Source organism: Streptomyces sp. CC228A (genome assembly GCF_021390935.1).
In the GTDB taxonomy this organism is placed as follows: Bacteria; Actinomycetota; Actinomycetes; order Streptomycetales; family Streptomycetaceae; genus Streptomyces.
The window spans coordinates 561,125-579,528 of sequence record NZ_JAJPUI010000002.1; the positions used below are offsets into that span (position 1 = coordinate 561,125).

The following is an 18,404-nucleotide window of genomic DNA, read 5'->3' on the forward strand; positions in this document are numbered from 1 at the left end:
GCCGCACCCCCCGGCGACGGGGCGGCGCGGCGGCCTTCCGGCGTGCGTGGCCGCGACGTCAGCTCAGGCCCAGGACCAGCTTGACCGCACGCTCGATGTCATCCCACTCCTGCGGTTCGACCCGTCCGGCGAAGTCGCCGAGCCGCGCGGGACCGACGGCCGCCATCTGCTCGACGAGCACGACCGCGCCCGTACGACGCCGTCATGTCCCGCAGCGCGGCGAGCCCCTCCGGCGCGCGACGGGTGTCCGAGTCCGGGCGGAAACTGATGGTCTTCGGAGTCATGACACCACGGCCATACGCATCGCATCACAGGTAAGGGGCACGCGCGGCCGCGGCCGACTGGGCCAGACTGGCCCCATGGACTTCACGATCAGGCCCGCCCGGCCGCACGAGTACGGGACCGTCGGTGAGATCAGCGCCCGCGCCTACCTCGACGGCGGGCTCCTCGCCTACGGCGAGGAGGACGACTACCTGGACGTGCTCCGGGACGTCGGGCGGCGGGCCCGCGAGGCCGAGGTGCTGGTCGCCGCCGACGCCGACGGCACCGTGCTCGGCGGGGTGACGTTCACGACGGCCGGCGGGGCCTGGGCCGACATCGCGCGGCCCGGCGAGGGCGAGTTCCGGGTGCTCGCCGTGGCGGCCGGCGCCCAGGGCCGCGGCGTCGGCGAGGCGCTCGTCCGGGCGTGCGCCGACCGGGCCCGCGAGGAGGGGTGCGAGCGGCTCGTGCTGTCCGTGGTGCCGGAGGCGGCCGCGGCCCACCGGCTGTACCGGAGGCTGGGCTTCACCCGGACACCGCACCGGGACTGGGAGCCGCTCCCGGGCCTGCCGCTGCTCACCTACGGGCTGACTCTCTGACACGTATCCACTACATGTGGGGGGTGCCGCATCAGGCGCCCCCCACATGTATGCTCATCCTCGCTGTCGCCGCAGGGGAATCCGGTGCGAATCCGGAACTGTCCCGCAACGGTGTGAAGGGTGCCCATTCGTGCACCCGGCAGTCCGATGACCTGCCGACAGTGCGCCCGGACCGTCCGGCCCGGGTGCCCCAGACGTCCGGGCCTCGCGGAATGGGCCGGTGGACGCGGCCACGCACGCCCCGGGCCGGGGAGGTGCGGCCCGCTCCCCTGCTCCGCGGCGCCCCAGCCGAGCGAGGGAGAGCCCCACGTGACCATCGCGCCCGCGGATCCGGCCTCAGCGGCCCCTGCCGCCACCGAAGCCGACGCGCCCGGGACCGCGCTCCTGCGGACCCTGACCGACCTCACCGCGGACCTCCCCGACGCCGACCCCGGCCGGGTCGCCGCCGCCGCGCTGCGCGGCCGCCACGCCGGATCGGACGAAGCGGAGCTGCGGGAGCTCGCCACCGAGGCCGCCGCCGGCCTGATCTCCGAGGACCCGGCCTACTCCCGGCTCGCCGCCCGGCTGCTGGCCCGCACCATCGCCGAGGAGGCCGCGGGCCAGGGCGCGGTGTCCTTCACCGCGTCCGTCGCCGTCGGCCACCGCGAGGGGCTCGTCGCCGACCGCACCGCCGACTTCGTACGGCTCCACGGCGAGCGGCTGGACGCGGCGGTCGACCCGGAGGGCGACGACCGCTTCGGCTACTTCGGGCTGCGCACGCTGTACTCCCGCTACCTGCTGCGCCACCCGATCACCCGCAAGGTCGTCGAGACCCCGCAGCAGTTCATGCTGCGCGTGGCGTGCGGGCTGGCCGAGGACGAGTCCGCCCGCGCGCTGGAGGAGGTCTGCGCGCTGTACGGGCTGATGAGCCGGCTCGACTACCTGCCCTCCTCCCCCACGCTGTTCAACTCCGGCACCCGCCACCCGCAGATGTCGTCCTGCTACCTGCTGGACTCCCCGCGGGACGAGCTCGACTCGATCTACGACCGCTACCACCAGGTGGCCCGGCTGTCGAAGCACGCCGGCGGCATCGGCCTGTCGTACTCCCGCATCCGCGCCCGCGGTTCGCTGATCCGCGGCACCAACGGCCACTCCAACGGGATCGTGCCGTTCCTGAAGACCCTCGACGCCTCGGTCGCCGCGGTCAACCAGGGCGGCCGCCGCAAGGGCGCCGCCGCCGTCTACCTGGAGACCTGGCACGCGGACATCGAGGAGTTCCTGGAGCTGCGCGACAACACCGGCGAGGACGCCCGGCGCACCCACAACCTGAACCTGGCGCACTGGATCCCCGACGAGTTCATGCGCCGCGTCAACGACGACGCCGAGTGGTCGCTGTTCTCCCCGTCGGACGTGCCCGAGCTGGTCGACCTGTGGGGCGAGGAGTTCGACGCCGCCTACCGAGCGGCCGAGGCCAGGGGCCTGGCCCGCAGGACGATCCCGGCCCGCGACCTGTACGGCCGCATGATGCGCACCCTCGCGCAGACCGGTAACGGCTGGATGACCTTCAAGGACGCCGCCAACCGCACCGCCAACCAGACCGCGGAGCCCGGCCACACCGTCCACTCCTCGAACCTGTGCACGGAGATCCTGGAGGTCACCGACGACGGCGAGACCGCCGTGTGCAACCTCGGCTCCGTGAACCTGGGCGCCTTCGTGGCGGACGGGGACATGGACTGGAAGCGGCTGGACGAGACCGTCCGCACCGCCGTCACCTTCCTGGACCGGGTCGTCGACATCAACTTCTACCCGACCGGGGAAGCCGCCCGCTCCAACTCCCGCTGGCGCCCGGTGGGCCTGGGCGCCATGGGCCTCCAGGACGTCTTCTTCCAGCTGCGGCTGCCCTTCGACTCCGCCGAGGCCCGCGCCCTGTCGACCCGGATCGCCGAGCGGATCATGCTCGCCGCGTACGAGGCGTCCGCCGACCTCGCCGAGCGGCACGGCCCGCTGCCCGCCTGGGACAGGACCCGCACCGCCCGCGGTGTGCTGCACCCCGACCACTACGGCGTCGAGTTCTCCTGGCCGGAGCGGTGGGCGGCGCTGCGCGAGCGCATCGCCGCCACCGGCATGCGCAACTCGCTGCTGCTGGCCATCGCCCCCACCGCGACGATCGCCTCCATCGCCGGCGTGTACGAGTGCATCGAGCCGCAGGTGTCCAACCTGTTCAAGCGCGAGACGCTGTCCGGCGAGTTCCTCCAGGTGAACTCGTACCTGGTGAACGACCTGAAGAAGCTCGGCGTGTGGGACGCGCAGACCCGCGAGGCGCTGCGCGAGGCCAACGGCTCCGTGCAGGGCTTCACCTGGGTGCCCGCCGACATCCGGGCGCTGTACCGCACCGCGTGGGAGATCCCGCAGCGCGGCCTCATCGACATGGCGGCCGCCCGCACACCGTTCCTGGACCAGTCGCAGTCGCTGAACCTGTTCATGGAGACGCCGACCATCGGCAAGCTGTCGTCGATGTACGCGTACGCCTGGAAGCAGGGCCTGAAGACGACGTACTACCTGCGCTCGCGTCCGGCGACCCGCATCGCCCGCGCCGCGTCCGCCACCCCGATCCCCGTGCAGCAGGCCCCCGCCGACCCCGACGCCGTCGCCTGCTCCCTTGAGAACCCCGAGTCCTGCGAGGCATGCCAGTGACCACAGAACGCACCCGGAACCTGCTCGACCCGGGCTTCGAGCTGACCCTGCGCCCCATGCGCTACCCGGACTTCTACGAGCGCTACCGGGACGCCATCAAGAACACCTGGACCGTCGAGGAGGTCGACCTCCACTCCGACGTCGCCGACCTGGCGAAGCTGACGCCGGGCGAGCAGCACCTCATCGGCCGCCTCGTCGCGTTCTTCGCGACGGGCGACTCGATCGTGGCGAACAACCTGGTGCTGACGCTGTACAAGCACATCAACTCGCCCGAGGCGCGCCTGTACCTCTCGCGCCAGCTGTTCGAGGAAGCCGTCCACGTCCAGTTCTACCTGACGCTCCTGGACACCTACCTGCCCGATCCGGACGAGCGCGCGGCGGCGTTCGACGCGGTGGAGAACATCCCGTCGATCCGCGAGAAGGCGCAGTTCTGCTTCCGGTGGATGGACTCGGTGGAGAAGCTGGACCGGCTGGAGACCAAGGCCGACCGCCGCCGCTTCCTGCTGAACCTGATCTGCTTCGCCGCGTGCATCGAGGGGCTGTTCTTCTACGGCGCCTTCGCCTACGTGTACTGGTTCCGCAGCCGGGGCCTGCTGCACGGCCTGGCGACCGGCACGAACTGGGTGTTCCGTGACGAGACCATGCACATGAGCTTCGCGTTCGAGGTGGTCGACACGGTCCGCAAGGAGGAGCCGGAGCTGTTCGACGACGCGCTCGGGCAGCAGGTCACCGACATGCTGAAGGAGGCCGTGGAGGCGGAGCTGCAGTTCGCCCGCGACCTGTGCGGCGACGGCCTGCCCGGCATGAACACCGCGTCGATGCGCCAGTACCTGGAGTGCGTCGCCGACCAGCGCCTCCAGCGCCTCGGCTTCGCCCCCGTGTACGGCTCGGAGAACCCGTTCGCGTTCATGGAGCTCCAGGGCGTGCAGGAGCTCACCAACTTCTTCGAGCGCCGCCCGTCCGCCTACCAGGTGGCCGTGGAGGGCTCGGTGGACCTGGACGAGGACTTCTGACCGGCACGTCCGGACATGCGGAGGGCCCCGCTCGCAAGCACGGCGAGCGGGGACCTTCCCGCGTCGGGCGCAGGCGGGCGGCTCAGCCGTTCGACACGACCGGGTAGCGGGGCGTGCCCTCCGCCATCTGCTTCAGCGCGTCCTTGCGGTCCCGCTTCGACAGGCGGTCGATGTAGAGGTAGCCGTAGAGGTGGTCCGTCTCGTGCTGGAGGCAGCGGGCGAAGTAGCCCGTGCCGCGCACCTTGATCGGGTTGCCCTTGACGTCCTGGCCGGTGACCTCGGCGTAGTCGGGGCGGGCCAGCGAGGCGTACGCCGTCGGGACGGACAGGCAGCCCTCGTTGGAGTCGTCGAGGACCCGGCGCTCCGGGGGCAGCTCGACCAGCCGGGGGTTGCAGACGACGCCCACGTGCCGCACGCCCTCGTCGTCGGGGCAGTCGTAGACGAAGACCTTCAGGTCGACGCCGATCTGGTTGGCGGCCAGGCCCACGCCCTCGGCGGTGCGCTGGCTGGCGAACATGTCGTCGACGAGCTGCGCCAGCGCGTCGTCGAACTCGGTGACGTCCTTGCACTCCTTGTGGAGCACGGGGTTGCCGACCACGGTGATGGGGCGGGACGTGCCGCGCTCGCGGTGCGCCCGCTCACGCTCCTCGCAGTCCTCGGTGTCGACGACGTACCCCTCGTCGTCCACGGGCAGGGTGCTGCTGCCGCCCTGCTGATCGGTCTCCTGCTGAGCCATGTCGGTCGTCCGAGCCTTCCGTCGTCAGTCACCGGGTTTTTCTGCCCGTACAGAGTACGGGGCGGCGGCGAGCTGCGGCGGCGGTGCTCAGCAGACCTCTTCCAGATCCCGCCACTCGCGGCTGTCCGGGCTGTCCGCCACCCACCCGTCGAGGAGGCCCCGCACCAGTCCGGCGGGCGCGGCGATGCCGCACTCCCGCTCCGGCACCCACAGGTCACCCGACGTGCGGTGCCCGAGCGGGCCGGGGTGCCCCGGTTCGCTGTGGTCGTGGGGGTCGAGGTGCTCGCCCTCGCCCTCGGCGCTGGGCATCCGGGACTCGGAGCAGGAGCGGCACAGCAGCCGCACCGAGGAGGACCAGTCCTCGGCGGCGAAACCCGCGTCGGCGGCGAGCCTCTCCAGGGCGTCCCGGTCGGCCTCGGTGGCCGCCTCCAGCAGGACCACCCAGGTCGGCACGGGTGAGGGCGCCCACAGCTCGATCTCGTCGAACACCGGGTAGCTGTGGCCGGTGGACGTCGTGCGCTCCCCGTTGGGGACGCCGTCGTGCAGCACGACCTCGCCCCAGCGGCGCCCGGACGACGGCAGCGGGATGGACAGCACCTCCATGCGGGCCGGGTCGAGCCTGCGGCCCCACACGACCTCGGCCTCGCCCTCCGGCGACAGCCGCACGGCGGCGCTGCCGAGCTCCATGCCGACGGGTTCGCCGCCCGGGGCCGTCCTGTCGGGCACCTTCAGCCCGTACGCCTGCCAGGCGCGGCGGGCCAGCGGCCAGTCCTGGAGGGCGGTGGCGGCGATGCCGACGTTCCACCAGTCGGGCGCGCCGGTCTCCTTGTCCAGCAGCGCGACGGCGCGCAGCCCCGCGGCCCTGGCCTGCTCCCAGTCATGCCGGAACTTGTGCAGCAGGGCGAGGTTGAACCAGGACTCGGAGAGCCAGGGCTCAAGGTCCGCCGCACGGGTCAGCAGCGCGCCCGCGTCCTCGTACCGCCCGTCCCCGATCAGCGTGAACGCGCGGTCGGTGGCCTGCCGCCACGAGGCGGAGGGCCGATGCCGTACCTTCCCGAAGATCCTCACGATTCCCGCCTACCGGTCACTGAAGGTCTCTGCCCCCGGACACCCTCTTGCTGGCATCCAACCATGCCCGGTCGCACGCCCGCTCATTACCCATGGGTTACCCCGCAATCCGCCCGGTGACGCCGTCCGCGGAACCACTGCGGGCACCTCCTCCCATGCCGTCGCCGCCGCCGGTACCGCCCGCCGCGCCGCCCCGGGCGAGGACCCGGGCGAGCGCCTCCACGACCGCGGGGTGGTGGTGCCGGGCCGTGTCCAGCCGGAGGTGCTCCAGGGCACGGAAGGCTCCCTGGGCGGTTTCCCCGGAAAGGTCGTCGTACGCGTTGGCGGTGCGGACGATCCGGGCGGCGAGGGGCTGCTCGCCGTACGGGTCGGCCTGCCGCTCCACGACCACGGCGACGGCGGCGGGGACACCGGTGCGGCGGACGACGGCGCCGCCGAGGAGGGCGATGCGGCGCTGCTCGGCTTCCGGCAGGAGGGCCGTGGCCCCCTGCGGCACGGGGTCGACGAGGGACAGCTGCCCGATGTCGTGCATGAGCGCCGCGTACTCCAGCACGGTCAGGTCCTCCCCGGACAGGCCGAGCTCGCGGCCGACGGCCCGGCTGAGCACGGCGACGCGCCGGGCGTGGCCCGGCCGGGTGTAGCCGGCCACCTCGGTGGCCCGGGCCAGGGAGGCGATGGTCTCGCGGTAGGTGCGGCGCACGGCCGCGTAGCGCCCGAACGCGAGCTGTGCGACGAGCAGCGGCACGCACAGCAGGGGGAGCGCCCACAGCCCGGCGACGCCCACGGCGAGCGCCGCCACCGCGCCGGTGGCGCACACCGCCGACCCGATGCCGAGCAGCCCGCGCAGCTCGTCGCGGAGCAGCGGCGGGTACGGGTGGCCGGTGCGGGCGCGGGCGAGGTAGGCGGCGAGGACGGCGTCGCACAGGGCGGTGAGCAGCAGCAGGAGCACCAGGAAGAGCACGTGCCCGGTCGGCCCTGGCAGGGCGCCGGACGAGGCGGGCGGCTGGAAGCAGACGGCGGCGAACGCGGTGGTGAGCACCCGCCGGGCGGCCTGGTCGCCGTAGGGCTGCCCGCGGCCGCACGCCACCTGGGGTACGGCCCCGACCAGGACGCCCGCGGCGACCACGGTCACGGCCTGGGCGACGCCGTGCCCGGGGAGGAGGGCGTACGCCAGCGCCCCGGCGGCGGCGAGGGGCGCCGGCTCCCGCCGGTGCGGCCGGGCGCGCGGCCTGGCCAGCTCGCCGATCGCGACCAGCAGCCCGAAGGCCAGCGCGGTCCCCGGCCGGGCGACGCCGTGCCACAGCGTCCATCCGAGGCAGCCCCCGCCCGCGAGGGCGGCGGCCCCGTGCACGGCGAGCACGGCTCCCGGGGCGGCTGCGCGCCTGCTCACTGCCGCCGCCCCGGTGCGGTCCGCCCGGTGGCCCGCGCCGCCGGCGGTGCGTCCGGCGGGGGTGCGGGGCCTGACGGGGGCCGGGGAGGCGGGACGTTTCCGCGAGCGGGTTCGAGGGGGGAGCCGGGTTCGTCGGAGGTGACGGCGGTCTGCCAGCCGTGGCGGGCCAGGGCGTTCGCGAGGGCCCGCACCATGGCGGGGTCGAACTGGCTGCCCGCGCACCGCGCCAGTTCCTCCAGGGCCGCGGGGACCGGCCGGGACCTGCTGTAGGAGCGGGTGGACGTCATGGCGTCGAAGGCGTCGGCGACGGCGACCACCCGGGCCAGCTCGGGGATCTCCGCGCCGCGCAGCCCGTAGGGGTAGCCGGTGCCGTCGAGCCGCTCGTGGTGGTGGAGGATCGCGGCGCGGGCCTCGCCGAGGAAGCCGATGCCGCGCACCATCTCGTGCCCGTACTCGGGGTGCAGCTCGATGATCCGGCGCTCCTCCGGGGTCAGCGGCCCGTCCTTGCGCAGGATCCGCGTGGGGACGCCGAGCTTGCCCACGTCGTGCAGGGTGCCCGCGAAGCGGAGGGTCTCCAGGCGGGCTTCGTCCATGCCCAGCTCACGCCCGATCAGCTCCGAGGCCCGGCCGACGCGTTCGCTGTGCCCGCGCGTGTAGGTGTCCTTCAGGTCGACGGCCTGCACGAGGGCGCGGATGGTCGCCTGGTGGGCGGCGCGCTCCCGGTGGTACCGGGCGAACGCCCAGCAGGAGACGGACATCGGCAGCAGCGCGAAGAGCGCGGCGGGCCATCCGTACGGGCTGCGCCACAGCACGGCCGTCATGAGGCCGACGAGCCCCTGCACGGCGTGCGGGGCGAGGGAGGGGACGAGGAGTCCGCGCCAGGCGTTCCGTACGGGCACCCGCTCGGCGGTGGCGAGGACACCGCCGTCGAGGGCGGCGAGCACCAGGCAGAAGCCGAGCACGGCACCCCCGGCGGGCACCAGCGCGTACGGGAGGTCGGGTGCGGCCGCGCCGCCGCCCAGGGCGGCGGGCCCGCCGAGCAGCGCGGCGGCCTGGGCGGCCGTCCAGGTGGCGAGGGCGAGCCGGGCGGCCCGCCACAGCCGCCGGAGCCGCGGCGCACGGAGCTGCCCTACGGGCGAGACCAGCGCTCCGGGTACGGCGGCGAGCGCCGCGGCGGCGGCGGCGGCAGCAGCAGCGCGGCGGCCAGGAGGACGGGGAAGAACGTCCCCGCCCAGGGGGCGGCCCGCTCGCACAGCGCGTACAGCGCGGCCAGCAGCGCGACGGCGCCCCACGGCGTCCCGGAGCCCGGCGCGCACGCGGGCGCCGCGCAGGCGGCGGCACAGGCCGCGGCCCCCGCGATGTACCCGCGCGCCGCCAGGGGAATGCCCGCCACCGCTCTTCCGCCTCCCGTTCGGCCGGCCGAGTGCCACACAGGCTGGCCAGGCTAACGAGCGGGTGCGCCGCCCAAGCCCGGACGACCCCGATTAGCACCTTCGGGTGACGCGCACCCGGCAGGCTCCGAAGGGCCGGGGCGCGGTCCGGCGGCACCCGCTGGCACGGGAGGCCGCACGGGACCGGCCCTGCCGCGGGCTTGCCGGGCGGGGACCGCGTGGAGGACCGGGGGCCGCGGAAGTCCACCCCCGCCGGGGCCGCGGACACCGCCCGGCACCGGCAAGGCTCCCTCCGCCTCCCGCCCCGCGTGCCTCCTGCCCCGCGTGCCTCCCGTCGCCGCGTACGACAGCGGGGCGCCTCCGCGTCGTCACGCGGGAGGCGCCCCGAGGGGTGCAGGTGTGCGGCGGGCTACTCCTGGGCCGCGGCCGGTACGTCCTTCGGCGGGCCGGCGGCGACGTCGTGGTCGGGCACGGCCTCGCCCGCGCGGATCAGCTCGATCCGGCCCATCACCTTGGCACGCAGGTCGGTCGGCACGTCGTCGTGGCCGCAGCACCGCTTGACCAGCTTCTTCACGGCCTGTTCCAGCCCGTACTTCTCCAGGCAGGGGGAGCACTCCTCGAAGTGCGTCTCGAACTTCGTGCAGTCGCTGTCGGGCATCTCACGGTCGAGGAACTCGTAGAGATGGTCCAGGACCTCCGAGCAGTCCGTCTCGTGCGGCTCTCCGCAGCTCATGAGCCCGAGCCTTTCCCGTCGTTCATGGACTCTCCTGCGCCCGCGGGCACCAGCCCGCGTTCGCGGGCGTAGTCCTCGAGCATGCCGCGCAGCTGCCGGCGCCCACGGTGGAGCCGGGACATCACGGTGCCGATGGGCGTACCCATGATGTCCGCGATCTCCTTGTACGCAAAGCCCTCGACGTCCGCGAGATAGACCGCTATGCGGAACTCCTCCGGGATCGCCTGGAGGGCTTCCTTCACGTCGGAGTCGGGAAGGTGGTCCAGCGCCTGGGACTCCGCGGACCGCAGACCGGTCGACATGTGCGACTCGGCGCGGGCCAGCTGCCAGTCCTCGATCTCCTCGGCCGCGCTGCGCTGCGGTTCGCGCTGCTTCTTGCGGTACGAGTTGATGAACGTGTTCGTGAGGATCCGGTACAGCCACGCCTTGAGGTTGGTGCCCTCCCGGAACTGGTGGAACGAGCCGTAGGCCTTCGCGAACGTCTCCTGCACCAGGTCCTCGGCGTCGGCCGGGTTCCGCGTCATCCGCAGGGCCGCCGAGTACATCTGGTCGAGGTAGCCGAGGGCGTCCCGCTCGAAGCGCGCGTTGCGCTCGCCGTCCGTCTCCTCGGGGCCGTTGGTCCCCGTGTCGGTCCCAGTGACCGGACCCACCTCCTCCAGCGCCGCGGCGAGACCGAGTCCGGACCCGCTCGAATCGGAGAATAGTCGACCATCGGTCGACCGTCCCTTCCGATTCGCCGCATCCGGCGCGGGCGTCGCAGGGGTCGCGGCGGCCCTCAGGGGTGCGGCGCCGTCCGGGGCCGTGGGAGCCGCGGGCGCCGGCAGCACCGTCCAGTCAAGCTCCACGGCGCGTGACCGGTTCGGGCAGATGGTCGAACCCATGCGACGGACTCCCTCTCCTGACTCTGATGTGACCGACGCTGGATGCAACAGCGCCGCTCCCCGGGTCATTCCCGGCCCGCGGGCTGTCCCCGTCAGAGTCCGGCCAGAGTGTCGTCAGACTTCGTCAGGCTCCGTGCAGATACTCGCCAGACCGCGTCAGGCTCCGCCCGGCCGGGCGGACCTCCGTCACGCCGGCCGGGTCCGTCCCCCGCCGCGCGTCCTCGTCTCCCCCGCCCCTTCTTCCCCCTCCTCTCCCCCCTCCTCTCCCCCTCCTCTCCCGGTCCTGCCCCGGTCCTGTCCCGGTCACCGCGCGGCTTCGCGCGGCCTCGTGCGTGCGGCACCCCGCCCGGTCTCCGCGCTTCCCCGCCCGTCGGCCGCCGCACGTCCCTCGTCCCTGCCCTTCGGCCCCCGTCGGCCGCGGCGCGCACCCGCCCCGGTCTGCGCCTGGCCTTCGTCCGGTCTTCGTCCGGCCTTCGCCGGTGCTTTCTCCGGTCTTTCCGAGGTCTTTCCGAGGTCTTCGCCGGGCCTTCCCCGCGTCGGGCGCGCCGCCTGCGCGCGTACGGGCCGGACACCACCCCTCCGCGGACTCCGCACCGCCGCACCGCCGGGCCACCGGGCCACGGACCCGCCGGCCGCAGGCCCGCCGGGGCAGGGGCCCGCCGGGGCAGGGGCCCGCCGGGGCAGGGGCCCGCCGAGGCAGGGGCCCGCCGAGGCAGGGGCCCGCCGAGGCAGGGGCCCGCCGGGCATGGGGCCGCTGGGCATGGGGCCGCCGGGGCGCGGCCCCACCGGGTTGCCGGGGCCGCCCGGCACAGGGGCCGCCGGGGGCCCGCCGGGGCGCGGGCCCGCACGGCATGGGAGCCGCCGGGCACGGGGCCGGCGGGCTGCCGTCAGAGCCGCCGGAGCCAGTCGGCGACGGCCTCCGTGATGACGTCCAGGGCCTCCTCCTGGGTGATCGCGGCCCGCTTCGGTACGGCGAAGCCGTGGTCGGCCCACGGGACCGGCACCAGCTCGTGGCCGCCGGCCGGGAACTCGTCCGGTCTGCCGAAGGGGTCGTTGGCGCCCTGCACGACGAGCGCGGGCACGCCCGCGTCCAGCAGTTCGGCGGCGCGGGAACTCTCGGGCCTGCCCGGCGGGTGCAGCGGGAACGACAACGCGAGCACGGCGTGCGCGTCCAGTGCGCGCGCCGTGCGGCAGGCGACCCGCGCGCCCGCGCTGCGGCCTCCCGCGACGACGGGCAGACCGGGGCCCGCAGCGCGGGCCACAGCTCCCGCCAGGCGGTGTCCAGGGTGCGGGGCGCCGGCGCCAGCTTCCGGCCGGCCACCCGCCAGGGCTGCTCGACCAGTGCGACGGTCGCCCCCGCTTCCGGGAGGCGGGCGGCCAGTGCCCGGAGGTCGCGGGCTTCGACACCGCCGCCGGCTCCGTGGCCGAGCGCGAGCGTGAAGCGGGCGCCGGCGCCGGCCTCGTACCAGGTGATGCGGGCGTCCCCGGCGCCGGTGGGGATGGTCTCGGTGGTGGTCACGGGTCCCATCCTCCACCCCGGCCCCCCGGAACCCGTCGGAACCTGTCGGACCCGTCGGAACGCGTCAGAACAGCGTGCCTTCTTCCGGAGCGTCGAGCTCCGTCAGCAGTTCGGGCCCGTTGTTGCGGACGTTGCTGACGGCCGTGCCGACCGGGTAGGCCCGCATGAGGCCCTCCGGCGGCGGGGCGAGCAGGGCGCGCAGCTCGCCGGTGTCGGTGCGGGCCGGGTCGAGCCAGGCGTCCCACCGGTCGGGCGGCAGCATCAGCGGCATCCGCGGGTGGATGTCGGCCAGCGAGCGGGGGCCTTCGGCGGGGGCCACGCCGAGCGGGCCCCGCTCCGCCTCCGTGGTGATCACCGAGCAGGTGGCCCGCCACGCCAGCGGGTGCTCGGGCGGCAGGCCGGGGTCGCGCCAGAACTCGTACACCCCGGCCATCGCGAAGACCGACCCGTCGGCGGGCAGCACGAAGTACGGCTGCTTGCGGGACCGCTTCTTCCTGCCCTCGACCTCCAGCTGCCGCTCGTCCGCGCCGGTCACCCACTCGTAGTAGCCGTCGGCGGGGATGATGCAGCGGCGGGCGGCGAAGGCGCGGCGGAAGGCGGGCTTCTCGTGGACCGTCTCGGCCCGGGCGTTGATCATCCGGGCGGCGCCCTCGGGGTTCTTGGCCCAGGAGGGGACCAGGCCCCACCTGAGGACCCGCAGCTGGCGAACCGGATGGGACGACTCCGCGTCTTTCAGGGGACGGTCGAGAACCGCGTACACCTCTTTGGTGGGGGCGACGTTCCAGTCCGGCTCCAGGGTCTCCTCGGGCTCCCACTTCCGTATCCCGAAGATGTCCACGAGGTCCTCGGGCTTTCGACTCGCCGCGTAACGTCCGCACATACTTGCCAACCCTGCCACGACCACCGCCGCACCGAGGAGCAGATCCGCACATGGCCGTCCCCGCAGACCCGTCCTCCGACGTCCTGTCGGCCGACGTCCTGTCCGAAATCCTCGGCACCCAGCCCTCCCCCGACCTGTGGCTGGTCGTCGTCACCGCCCTGGCCGCGCTCGCCGCGACGGCGCCGCGACCCCTGTGGCTGCTGTCCCGGAACGCCGTGACCATCGCGCACGAGGGCGGCCACGGACTGGTGGCGCTGCTGACCGGGCGGCGCCTGCAGGGCATACGGCTGCACTCGGACACCAGCGGCCTCACCGTGAGCCGGGGCAAGCCGACCGGCCTCGGCATGATCCTCACGGCGGCCGCCGGCTACACCGCGCCGTCCCTGCTGGGCCTGGGCGGGGCGGCGCTGCTGGCGACCGGCCGGATCACGCTCCTGCTGTGGGTGGCGACAGCCCTGCTGCTGGCGATGCTGCTGATGATCAGGAACGTGTACGGGGCGCTGACCGTGATCCTCACGGGCGGCGCCTTCCTCCTGGTCTCGTGGCTGACCGGACCGCAGGTGCAGGCGGGCTTCGCGTACACGGCGGTGTGGTTCCTGCTGCTGGGCGGCGTGCGCCCGGTGTTCGAACTGCAGGCGCGCCGGCGGCACGGGGAGGCCGCGGACTCGGACGCCGACCAGCTCGCCCGGCTCACGAACGTGCCGGCGGCACTCTGGCTGTTCCTCTTCCACGCCGTGTCCCTGTGCTCGCTGATCGGCGGGGGCCGCTGGCTGCTCGGTCTGTGATCTGCGAGGCCCACTAAAGTGAGGGGCATGACCGAAACCCCCGCGCACCCTGACCTCTGGCCCGCCCCGCACGCGAGCGGAGCCGTCGACGCGACCGTCGCCGTGCCCGGTTCCAAGTCGGTCACCAACCGCGCTCTGGTGCTGGCCGCGCTCGCCTCGGAGCCGGGGTGGCTGCGCCGCCCGCTGCGCTCCCGGGACACCCTGCTGATGGCGGAGGCGCTGCGCGCCCTGGGCGTCGGCATCGAGGAGACCGTGTCGTCCAGCTCCTCGGTCGCGGGGGGGCCCGACGGCGGGGGCGAGGCGTGGCGGGTGATCCCCGCGGGGCTGCACGGCCCGGCGCAGGTGGACGTGGGCAACGCGGGCACCGTGATGCGGTTCCTGCCGCCCGTGGCGGCGCTGGCCGACGGGCCGGTCCGCTTCGACGGCGACCCCCGGTCGCACGAGCGTCCGCTGCACGGCGTGATCGACGCGCTGCGCGTGCTGGGTGCCCGGATCGACGACGGCGGGCGCGGCGCGCTGCCGATGACCGTGCACGGCGGCGGCGCGCTGGACGGCGGCAAGGTCGACATCGACGCCTCCTCGTCGTCGCAGTTCGTCAGCGCCCTGCTGCTGTCGGCGCCGCGCTTCAACCAGGGGGTGGAGGTACGGCACACCGGCCCGCGGCTGCCGTCGATGCCGCACATCCGGATGACCGTCGACATGCTGCGCGCGGTGGGCGCGCAGGTCGACGAGCCGGAGACGGGCGGCGAGCCGAACGTGTGGCGGGTCTCGCCGTCCGCGCTGCTGGGCCGCGATCTGGTGATCGAGCCCGACCTGTCGAACGCCCAGCCGTTCCTGGCGGCGGCGCTGGTCACCGGCGGGCGGGTCACCATCCCGGACTGGCCGTCGCGGACGACTCAGCCCGGGGACGCGCTGCGGGAGATCTTCACCGAGATGGGTGGCTCCTGCGAGCTGTCTGAGGCCGGTCTGACGTTCACCGGTTCGGGTCGTATCCGGGGTATCGACGTGGACCTCGGCGAGGTCGGCGAGCTGACCCCCGGCATCGCGGCGGTGGCCGCGCTGGCGGACTCGCCGTCGACCCTGCGGGGGGTGGCGCACCTGCGGCTGCACGAGACGGACCGGCTGGCCGCGCTGACCAAGGAGATCAACGGGCTCGGCGGCGACGTCACCGAGACGGAGGACGGGCTGCACATCCGGCCGCGCCCGCTGCACGGCGGCGTCTTCCACACGTACCACGACCACCGCATGGCGACGGCGGGCGCGATCATCGGCCTGGCCGTGCCGGGGGTGGAGATCGAGGACGTGGCGACGACCGCCAAGACGCTGCCCGACTTCCCGCAGATGTGGACCGAGATGCTCGCGATCGAGGCCTGACCGACATGCGCCGCTACGGCAGGAACGCCGACGAGGACGACATCCGCGTCCGCCCCAACCGCAAGGGCAACCGCCCCCGTACCAGCATCCGCCCCAAGCACGAGGACGCCGCGGAGGGCATGGTGCTCACCGTGGACCGCGGCCGGCTGACGTGCCTGGTCGAGGGCCGGGTGGTCATGGCGATGAAGGCGCGGGAGCTGGGCCGCAAGGCGGCGGTCGTGGGTGACCGGGTGGCGCTCGTCGGCGACCTGTCGGGAGAGAAGGACACGCTGGCCCGCATCGTGCGGATCGGGGAGCGGGCGTCGGTGCTGCGCCGCACGGCCGACGACGACGACCCGTACGAGCGGGTGGTCGTGGCCAACGCCGACCAGCTGGCCATCGTCACGGCCCTGGCGGACCCGGAGCCGCGGCCGCGCCTGATCGACCGCTGCCTGGTGGCGGCGTTCGACGGCGGCCTCGAACCGCTGCTGGTCCTCACCAAGTCGGACCTGGCGCCCGCCTCGGCGCTGCTGGAGCTGTACGGCGCGCTGGACATCCCGTACGTGGTGACGAACCGCGAGGACCTGTACGACGGGCATGCGGCGGAGGTGGTGCGGGAGCACCTGGTGGGGCGGACGACGGCCTTCGTCGGGCATTCCGGCGTCGGCAAGACGACGCTGGTGAACGCGCTGGTGCCGGAGGACCGGCGGCGGGTGACCGGGGTCGTCAACGCCGTGACGGGCCGCGGCCGCCACACCACGACGTCCGCGCTGGCGCTGCCGCTGGCCGGGGACGCGGAGGGCTGGGTGATCGACACGCCCGGCGTCCGGTCGTTCGGCCTGAACCACGTGGATCCCGGCCGGGTCATCCACGCGTTCCCGGACCTGGAGCCGGGCACGGAGCAGTGCCCCCGGGCGTGCAGCCACGACGAGCCGGACTGCGCGCTGGACGCGTGGGTGGCGGAGGGGCACGCCGACCCGGCCCGGCTGTTCTCCCTGCGGCGGCTGCTGGCGGCGCGGGAGCGGCACGAGGGCGACTGACCCGTCCCGCTTCGCCGGGTGCGCGAAGCCCTCGCACGGCTCCACCCGGCGGTGACCGGCGATCGCCTTCGCGGCGTTCGCCCCGGGCGGCTTCGGCCCGCTCACCGGTGTCGCTGCGGCAGCTGGACAGGGGCCCGGCACACGCGGGGCGGACGGGACACCGGCGCCGCGGGCACGGCCGGTCTGCGGGACTCCGGCTGCCGGGGTGCTCCCCCTGAACCGCGTGGACGGGGGGGGCGACCGGGGCGCGTCGGGCCGGTGCGGGGGGCGGTCGGAGCCCCGATAGAGTCGGGCGCATGGCCGATTACCACGATGACCTGCGCTTCGCCCATGTTCTCGCGGACGCCGCGGACGCCGCCACGATGGACCGGTTCAAGGCGCTGGACCTCAAGGTCGAGACGAAGCCCGACATGACGCCGGTGAGCGAGGCGGACCGGGCCGCGGAGGAGGTGATCCGCGGGCACCTCAAGCGGGCTCGGCCCCGGGACGCGATCCTCGGCGAGGAGTACGGCGTGGAGGGCACGGGCCCGCGCCGCTGGGTGATCGACCCCATCGACGGCACGAAGAACTACGTGCGCGGGGTGCCCGTGTGGGCCACGCTGATCGCGCTGATGGAGGCCGGCGAGGACGGCACGTACGAGCCGGTGGTCGGCGTCGTGTCGGCCCCCGCGCTGAACCGCCGGTGGTGGGCGGCCAAGGGGCTCGGCGCGTACACGGGCCGGGGGCTGACCTCCGCCACCCGCATCCACGTGTCGCAGGTGGCCCGGCTCGCGGACGCGTCGTTCGCGTACTCCTCGCTGAGCGGCTGGGAGGAGCGCGACCGGCTCGACGGCTTCCTCGACCTGACGCGGGCCTGCTGGCGCACGCGCGCGTACGGCGACTTCTGGCCGTACATGATGGTCGCGGAGGGGGCCGTGGACATGTGCGCGGAGCCGGAGCTGTCGCTGTGGGACATGGCCGCCAACGTCATCGTGGTGCAGGAGGCCGGCGGCACCTTCACGGGCCTCGACGGCCGGCCCGGCCCGCACAGCGGTGACGCGGCCGCGTCGAACGGGCTGCTGCACGAGGACCTGCTGGCGTACCTGGCGCCGAAGAAGGACTGACCGGGCGGCAGGGCGCACCGGAGGCCCGCAGGAGGGCTGACCGGCGGCCCCCGCGCCTCGGCCGGCGCCTGGGAGGGGCCACAGGCGGACGGCCGGTGGGGGGCGCAGAAGTACTGACGGGCGAGAGCGCAGGCGGGCGGGCGGGCGAGGGCGCAGGGGGAGGACGGCGCTCGCCCTGCGCATGGGCTCGCCCTGCGCATGCGCTGGCGCTGCGCGGGTGGTCGCCCTGCGCGGGTGCGCGCACCCGCGCGGGTGCGCGCACCCGGCGATCAGCGGCACGCGCCCGACCGCGTCCCGCACCCGTCGATCAGCGGCACGCGCCCGCACCGCGGCCCGCGCCCACCGATCCGGGAACGCGGCCCGCGCCCGCCGGTCAGCGGCACGCGCCCCCCACCACGTCCCGCGCCCAGCGTTCGGGCGCACGCGCCCTCTTGTCGGGGCCACTTCACCCTGCCACTCTGAGGATCCCCCCACTTGTGCGCTTGTGAACCCCTCCTCGTTGAGGGGTTCACCAGGAGGAGGTGGTTCCCTTCATGTACGTCCGCGACGCCATGAGCACCCTGATCCTCACCATCGGCCCCGCCCACACACTCCGCCAGGCCGCCGCGCTGATGGCGGCCCGCCGCGTGGGCGCGGCCGTCGTCCTCGACCACGACAGCAGCCAGCTCGGCATCCTCACCGAACGCGACATCCTGGTCTCCGTCGGCGCCGGCCAGAACCCGGACCTGGAGATGGCGGGCGCCCACACCACCACCGACGTCGTGTTCGCGGCGCCGGGCTGGACCCTGGAGGAGGCGGCCGAGGCCATGACGCACGGCGGCTTCCGCCACCTCATCGTCCTGGACGGGGACGGCCCGGCCGGGGTCGTGTCCGTCCGCGACATCATCCGCTGCTGGGTGCCGGCCGGGCGCCGGGCTCCTGCGGCCGTGCCGGCGGTGGGCTGAGCCGGCGGACGCGCTCCGCATGCCGGAGGGCCGGCCCC

15 protein-coding genes, 2 pseudogenes and 1 riboswitch are annotated in these 18,404 nt (G+C 74.5%); of the genes and pseudogenes, 8 read left to right on the forward strand and 9 right to left on the reverse strand.

Features of this window, described 5'->3' with window-relative positions:
* Positions 1-58 precede the first annotated feature (58 nt).
* Positions 59-181 carry a type II toxin-antitoxin system PemK/MazF family toxin gene (locus L6E17_RS07845; protein WP_236240031.1) on the reverse strand — a complete coding sequence of 41 codons (123 nt, stop codon included), beginning with the start codon at positions 179-181 and terminating at the stop codon, positions 59-61.
* A gap of 178 nt (positions 182-359) precedes the next feature.
* Here L6E17_RS07845 and L6E17_RS07850 point away from each other — a divergent pair, with 178 nt between their 5' ends.
* The 3 genes from L6E17_RS07850 to L6E17_RS07860 all read left to right on the forward strand — a co-directional run bounded on the left by L6E17_RS07850 (position 360) and on the right by L6E17_RS07860 (position 4,543).
* On the forward strand, positions 360-857 hold the full coding sequence (locus tag L6E17_RS07850; RefSeq protein WP_236240032.1) for a GNAT family N-acetyltransferase: 498 nt from the start codon (positions 360-362) through the stop codon (positions 855-857).
* A gap of 4 nt (positions 858-861) precedes the next feature.
* Positions 862-1,032, forward strand: a riboswitch (cobalamin riboswitch).
* 134 nt (positions 1,033-1,166) lie between these two features.
* On the forward strand, positions 1,167-3,530 hold the full coding sequence (locus tag L6E17_RS07855) for a ribonucleoside-diphosphate reductase subunit alpha (protein WP_236240033.1): 2,364 nt from the start codon (positions 1,167-1,169) through the stop codon (positions 3,528-3,530).
* Complete coding sequence (locus L6E17_RS07860; RefSeq protein WP_236240034.1) at positions 3,521-4,543, forward strand: ribonucleotide-diphosphate reductase subunit beta; 1,023 nt, start codon at positions 3,521-3,523, stop codon at positions 4,541-4,543. Before L6E17_RS07855 ends, L6E17_RS07860 begins: the two co-directional genes overlap by 10 nt.
* A gap of 82 nt (positions 4,544-4,625) precedes the next feature.
* Here the strand turns inward: L6E17_RS07860 and def are convergent, their stop codons facing one another.
* The 8 genes and pseudogenes from def to L6E17_RS07900 form a co-directional block, all read right to left on the reverse strand.
* Positions 4,626-5,279 carry a peptide deformylase gene (gene def, locus L6E17_RS07865; RefSeq protein WP_236240035.1) on the reverse strand — a complete coding sequence of 218 codons (654 nt, stop codon included), beginning with the start codon at positions 5,277-5,279 and terminating at the stop codon, positions 4,626-4,628.
* 87 nt (positions 5,280-5,366) lie between these two features.
* A complete protein-coding gene (locus L6E17_RS07870; RefSeq protein ID WP_236240036.1) occupies positions 5,367-6,347 on the reverse strand; it encodes a hypothetical protein in 981 nt (326 codons plus the stop codon).
* A gap of 97 nt (positions 6,348-6,444) precedes the next feature.
* Positions 6,445-7,737: an HD-GYP domain-containing protein gene (locus tag L6E17_RS07875; protein ID WP_374109013.1), complete on the reverse strand. Its 1,293-nt coding sequence runs from the start codon at positions 7,735-7,737 to the stop codon at positions 6,445-6,447.
* Positions 7,734-9,130, reverse strand: a pseudogene (locus tag L6E17_RS07880) (HD-GYP domain-containing protein). Before L6E17_RS07880 ends, L6E17_RS07875 begins: the two are co-directional and overlap by 4 nt.
* Before the next feature lie 407 nt (positions 9,131-9,537).
* On the reverse strand, positions 9,538-9,861 hold the full coding sequence (gene rsrA / locus L6E17_RS07885) for a mycothiol system anti-sigma-R factor (RefSeq protein WP_236240037.1): 324 nt from the start codon (positions 9,859-9,861) through the stop codon (positions 9,538-9,540).
* Complete coding sequence (locus L6E17_RS07890; RefSeq protein WP_236240038.1) at positions 9,858-10,511, reverse strand: sigma-70 family RNA polymerase sigma factor; 654 nt, start codon at positions 10,509-10,511, stop codon at positions 9,858-9,860. The genes rsrA and L6E17_RS07890 overlap by 4 nt, the downstream gene beginning before the upstream one ends.
* Before the next feature lie 1,118 nt (positions 10,512-11,629).
* A pseudogene (locus L6E17_RS07895) lies at positions 11,630-12,270 on the reverse strand (alpha/beta family hydrolase).
* Between the two features lie 55 nt (positions 12,271-12,325).
* A complete protein-coding gene (locus L6E17_RS07900; RefSeq protein WP_236240039.1) occupies positions 12,326-13,141 on the reverse strand; it encodes an SOS response-associated peptidase in 816 nt (271 codons plus the stop codon).
* A 50-nt stretch (positions 13,142-13,191) separates the two neighbouring features.
* Here L6E17_RS07900 and L6E17_RS07905 point away from each other — a divergent pair, with 50 nt between their 5' ends.
* The 5 genes from L6E17_RS07905 (at position 13,192) to L6E17_RS07925 (ending at position 18,366) form a co-directional block, all read left to right on the forward strand.
* Positions 13,192-13,926, forward strand: a complete 735-nt coding sequence (locus L6E17_RS07905; RefSeq protein WP_236240040.1) for a M50 family metallopeptidase — start codon at positions 13,192-13,194, stop codon at positions 13,924-13,926.
* Between the two features lie 27 nt (positions 13,927-13,953).
* Positions 13,954-15,300, forward strand: a complete 1,347-nt coding sequence (gene aroA / locus L6E17_RS07910; RefSeq protein WP_236240041.1) for a 3-phosphoshikimate 1-carboxyvinyltransferase — start codon at positions 13,954-13,956, stop codon at positions 15,298-15,300.
* Between the two features lie 5 nt (positions 15,301-15,305).
* Complete coding sequence (gene rsgA, locus L6E17_RS07915; protein WP_236240042.1) at positions 15,306-16,319, forward strand: ribosome small subunit-dependent GTPase A; 1,014 nt, start codon at positions 15,306-15,308, stop codon at positions 16,317-16,319.
* A gap of 296 nt (positions 16,320-16,615) precedes the next feature.
* Positions 16,616-17,422 carry a histidinol-phosphatase gene (hisN, locus tag L6E17_RS07920; protein ID WP_236240043.1) on the forward strand — a complete coding sequence of 269 codons (807 nt, stop codon included), beginning with the start codon at positions 16,616-16,618 and terminating at the stop codon, positions 17,420-17,422.
* Positions 17,423-17,955: 533 nt separating this feature from the next.
* On the forward strand, positions 17,956-18,366 hold the full coding sequence (locus L6E17_RS07925; protein WP_236240044.1) for a cyclic nucleotide-binding/CBS domain-containing protein: 411 nt from the start codon (positions 17,956-17,958) through the stop codon (positions 18,364-18,366).
* Positions 18,367-18,404 lie beyond the last annotated feature (38 nt).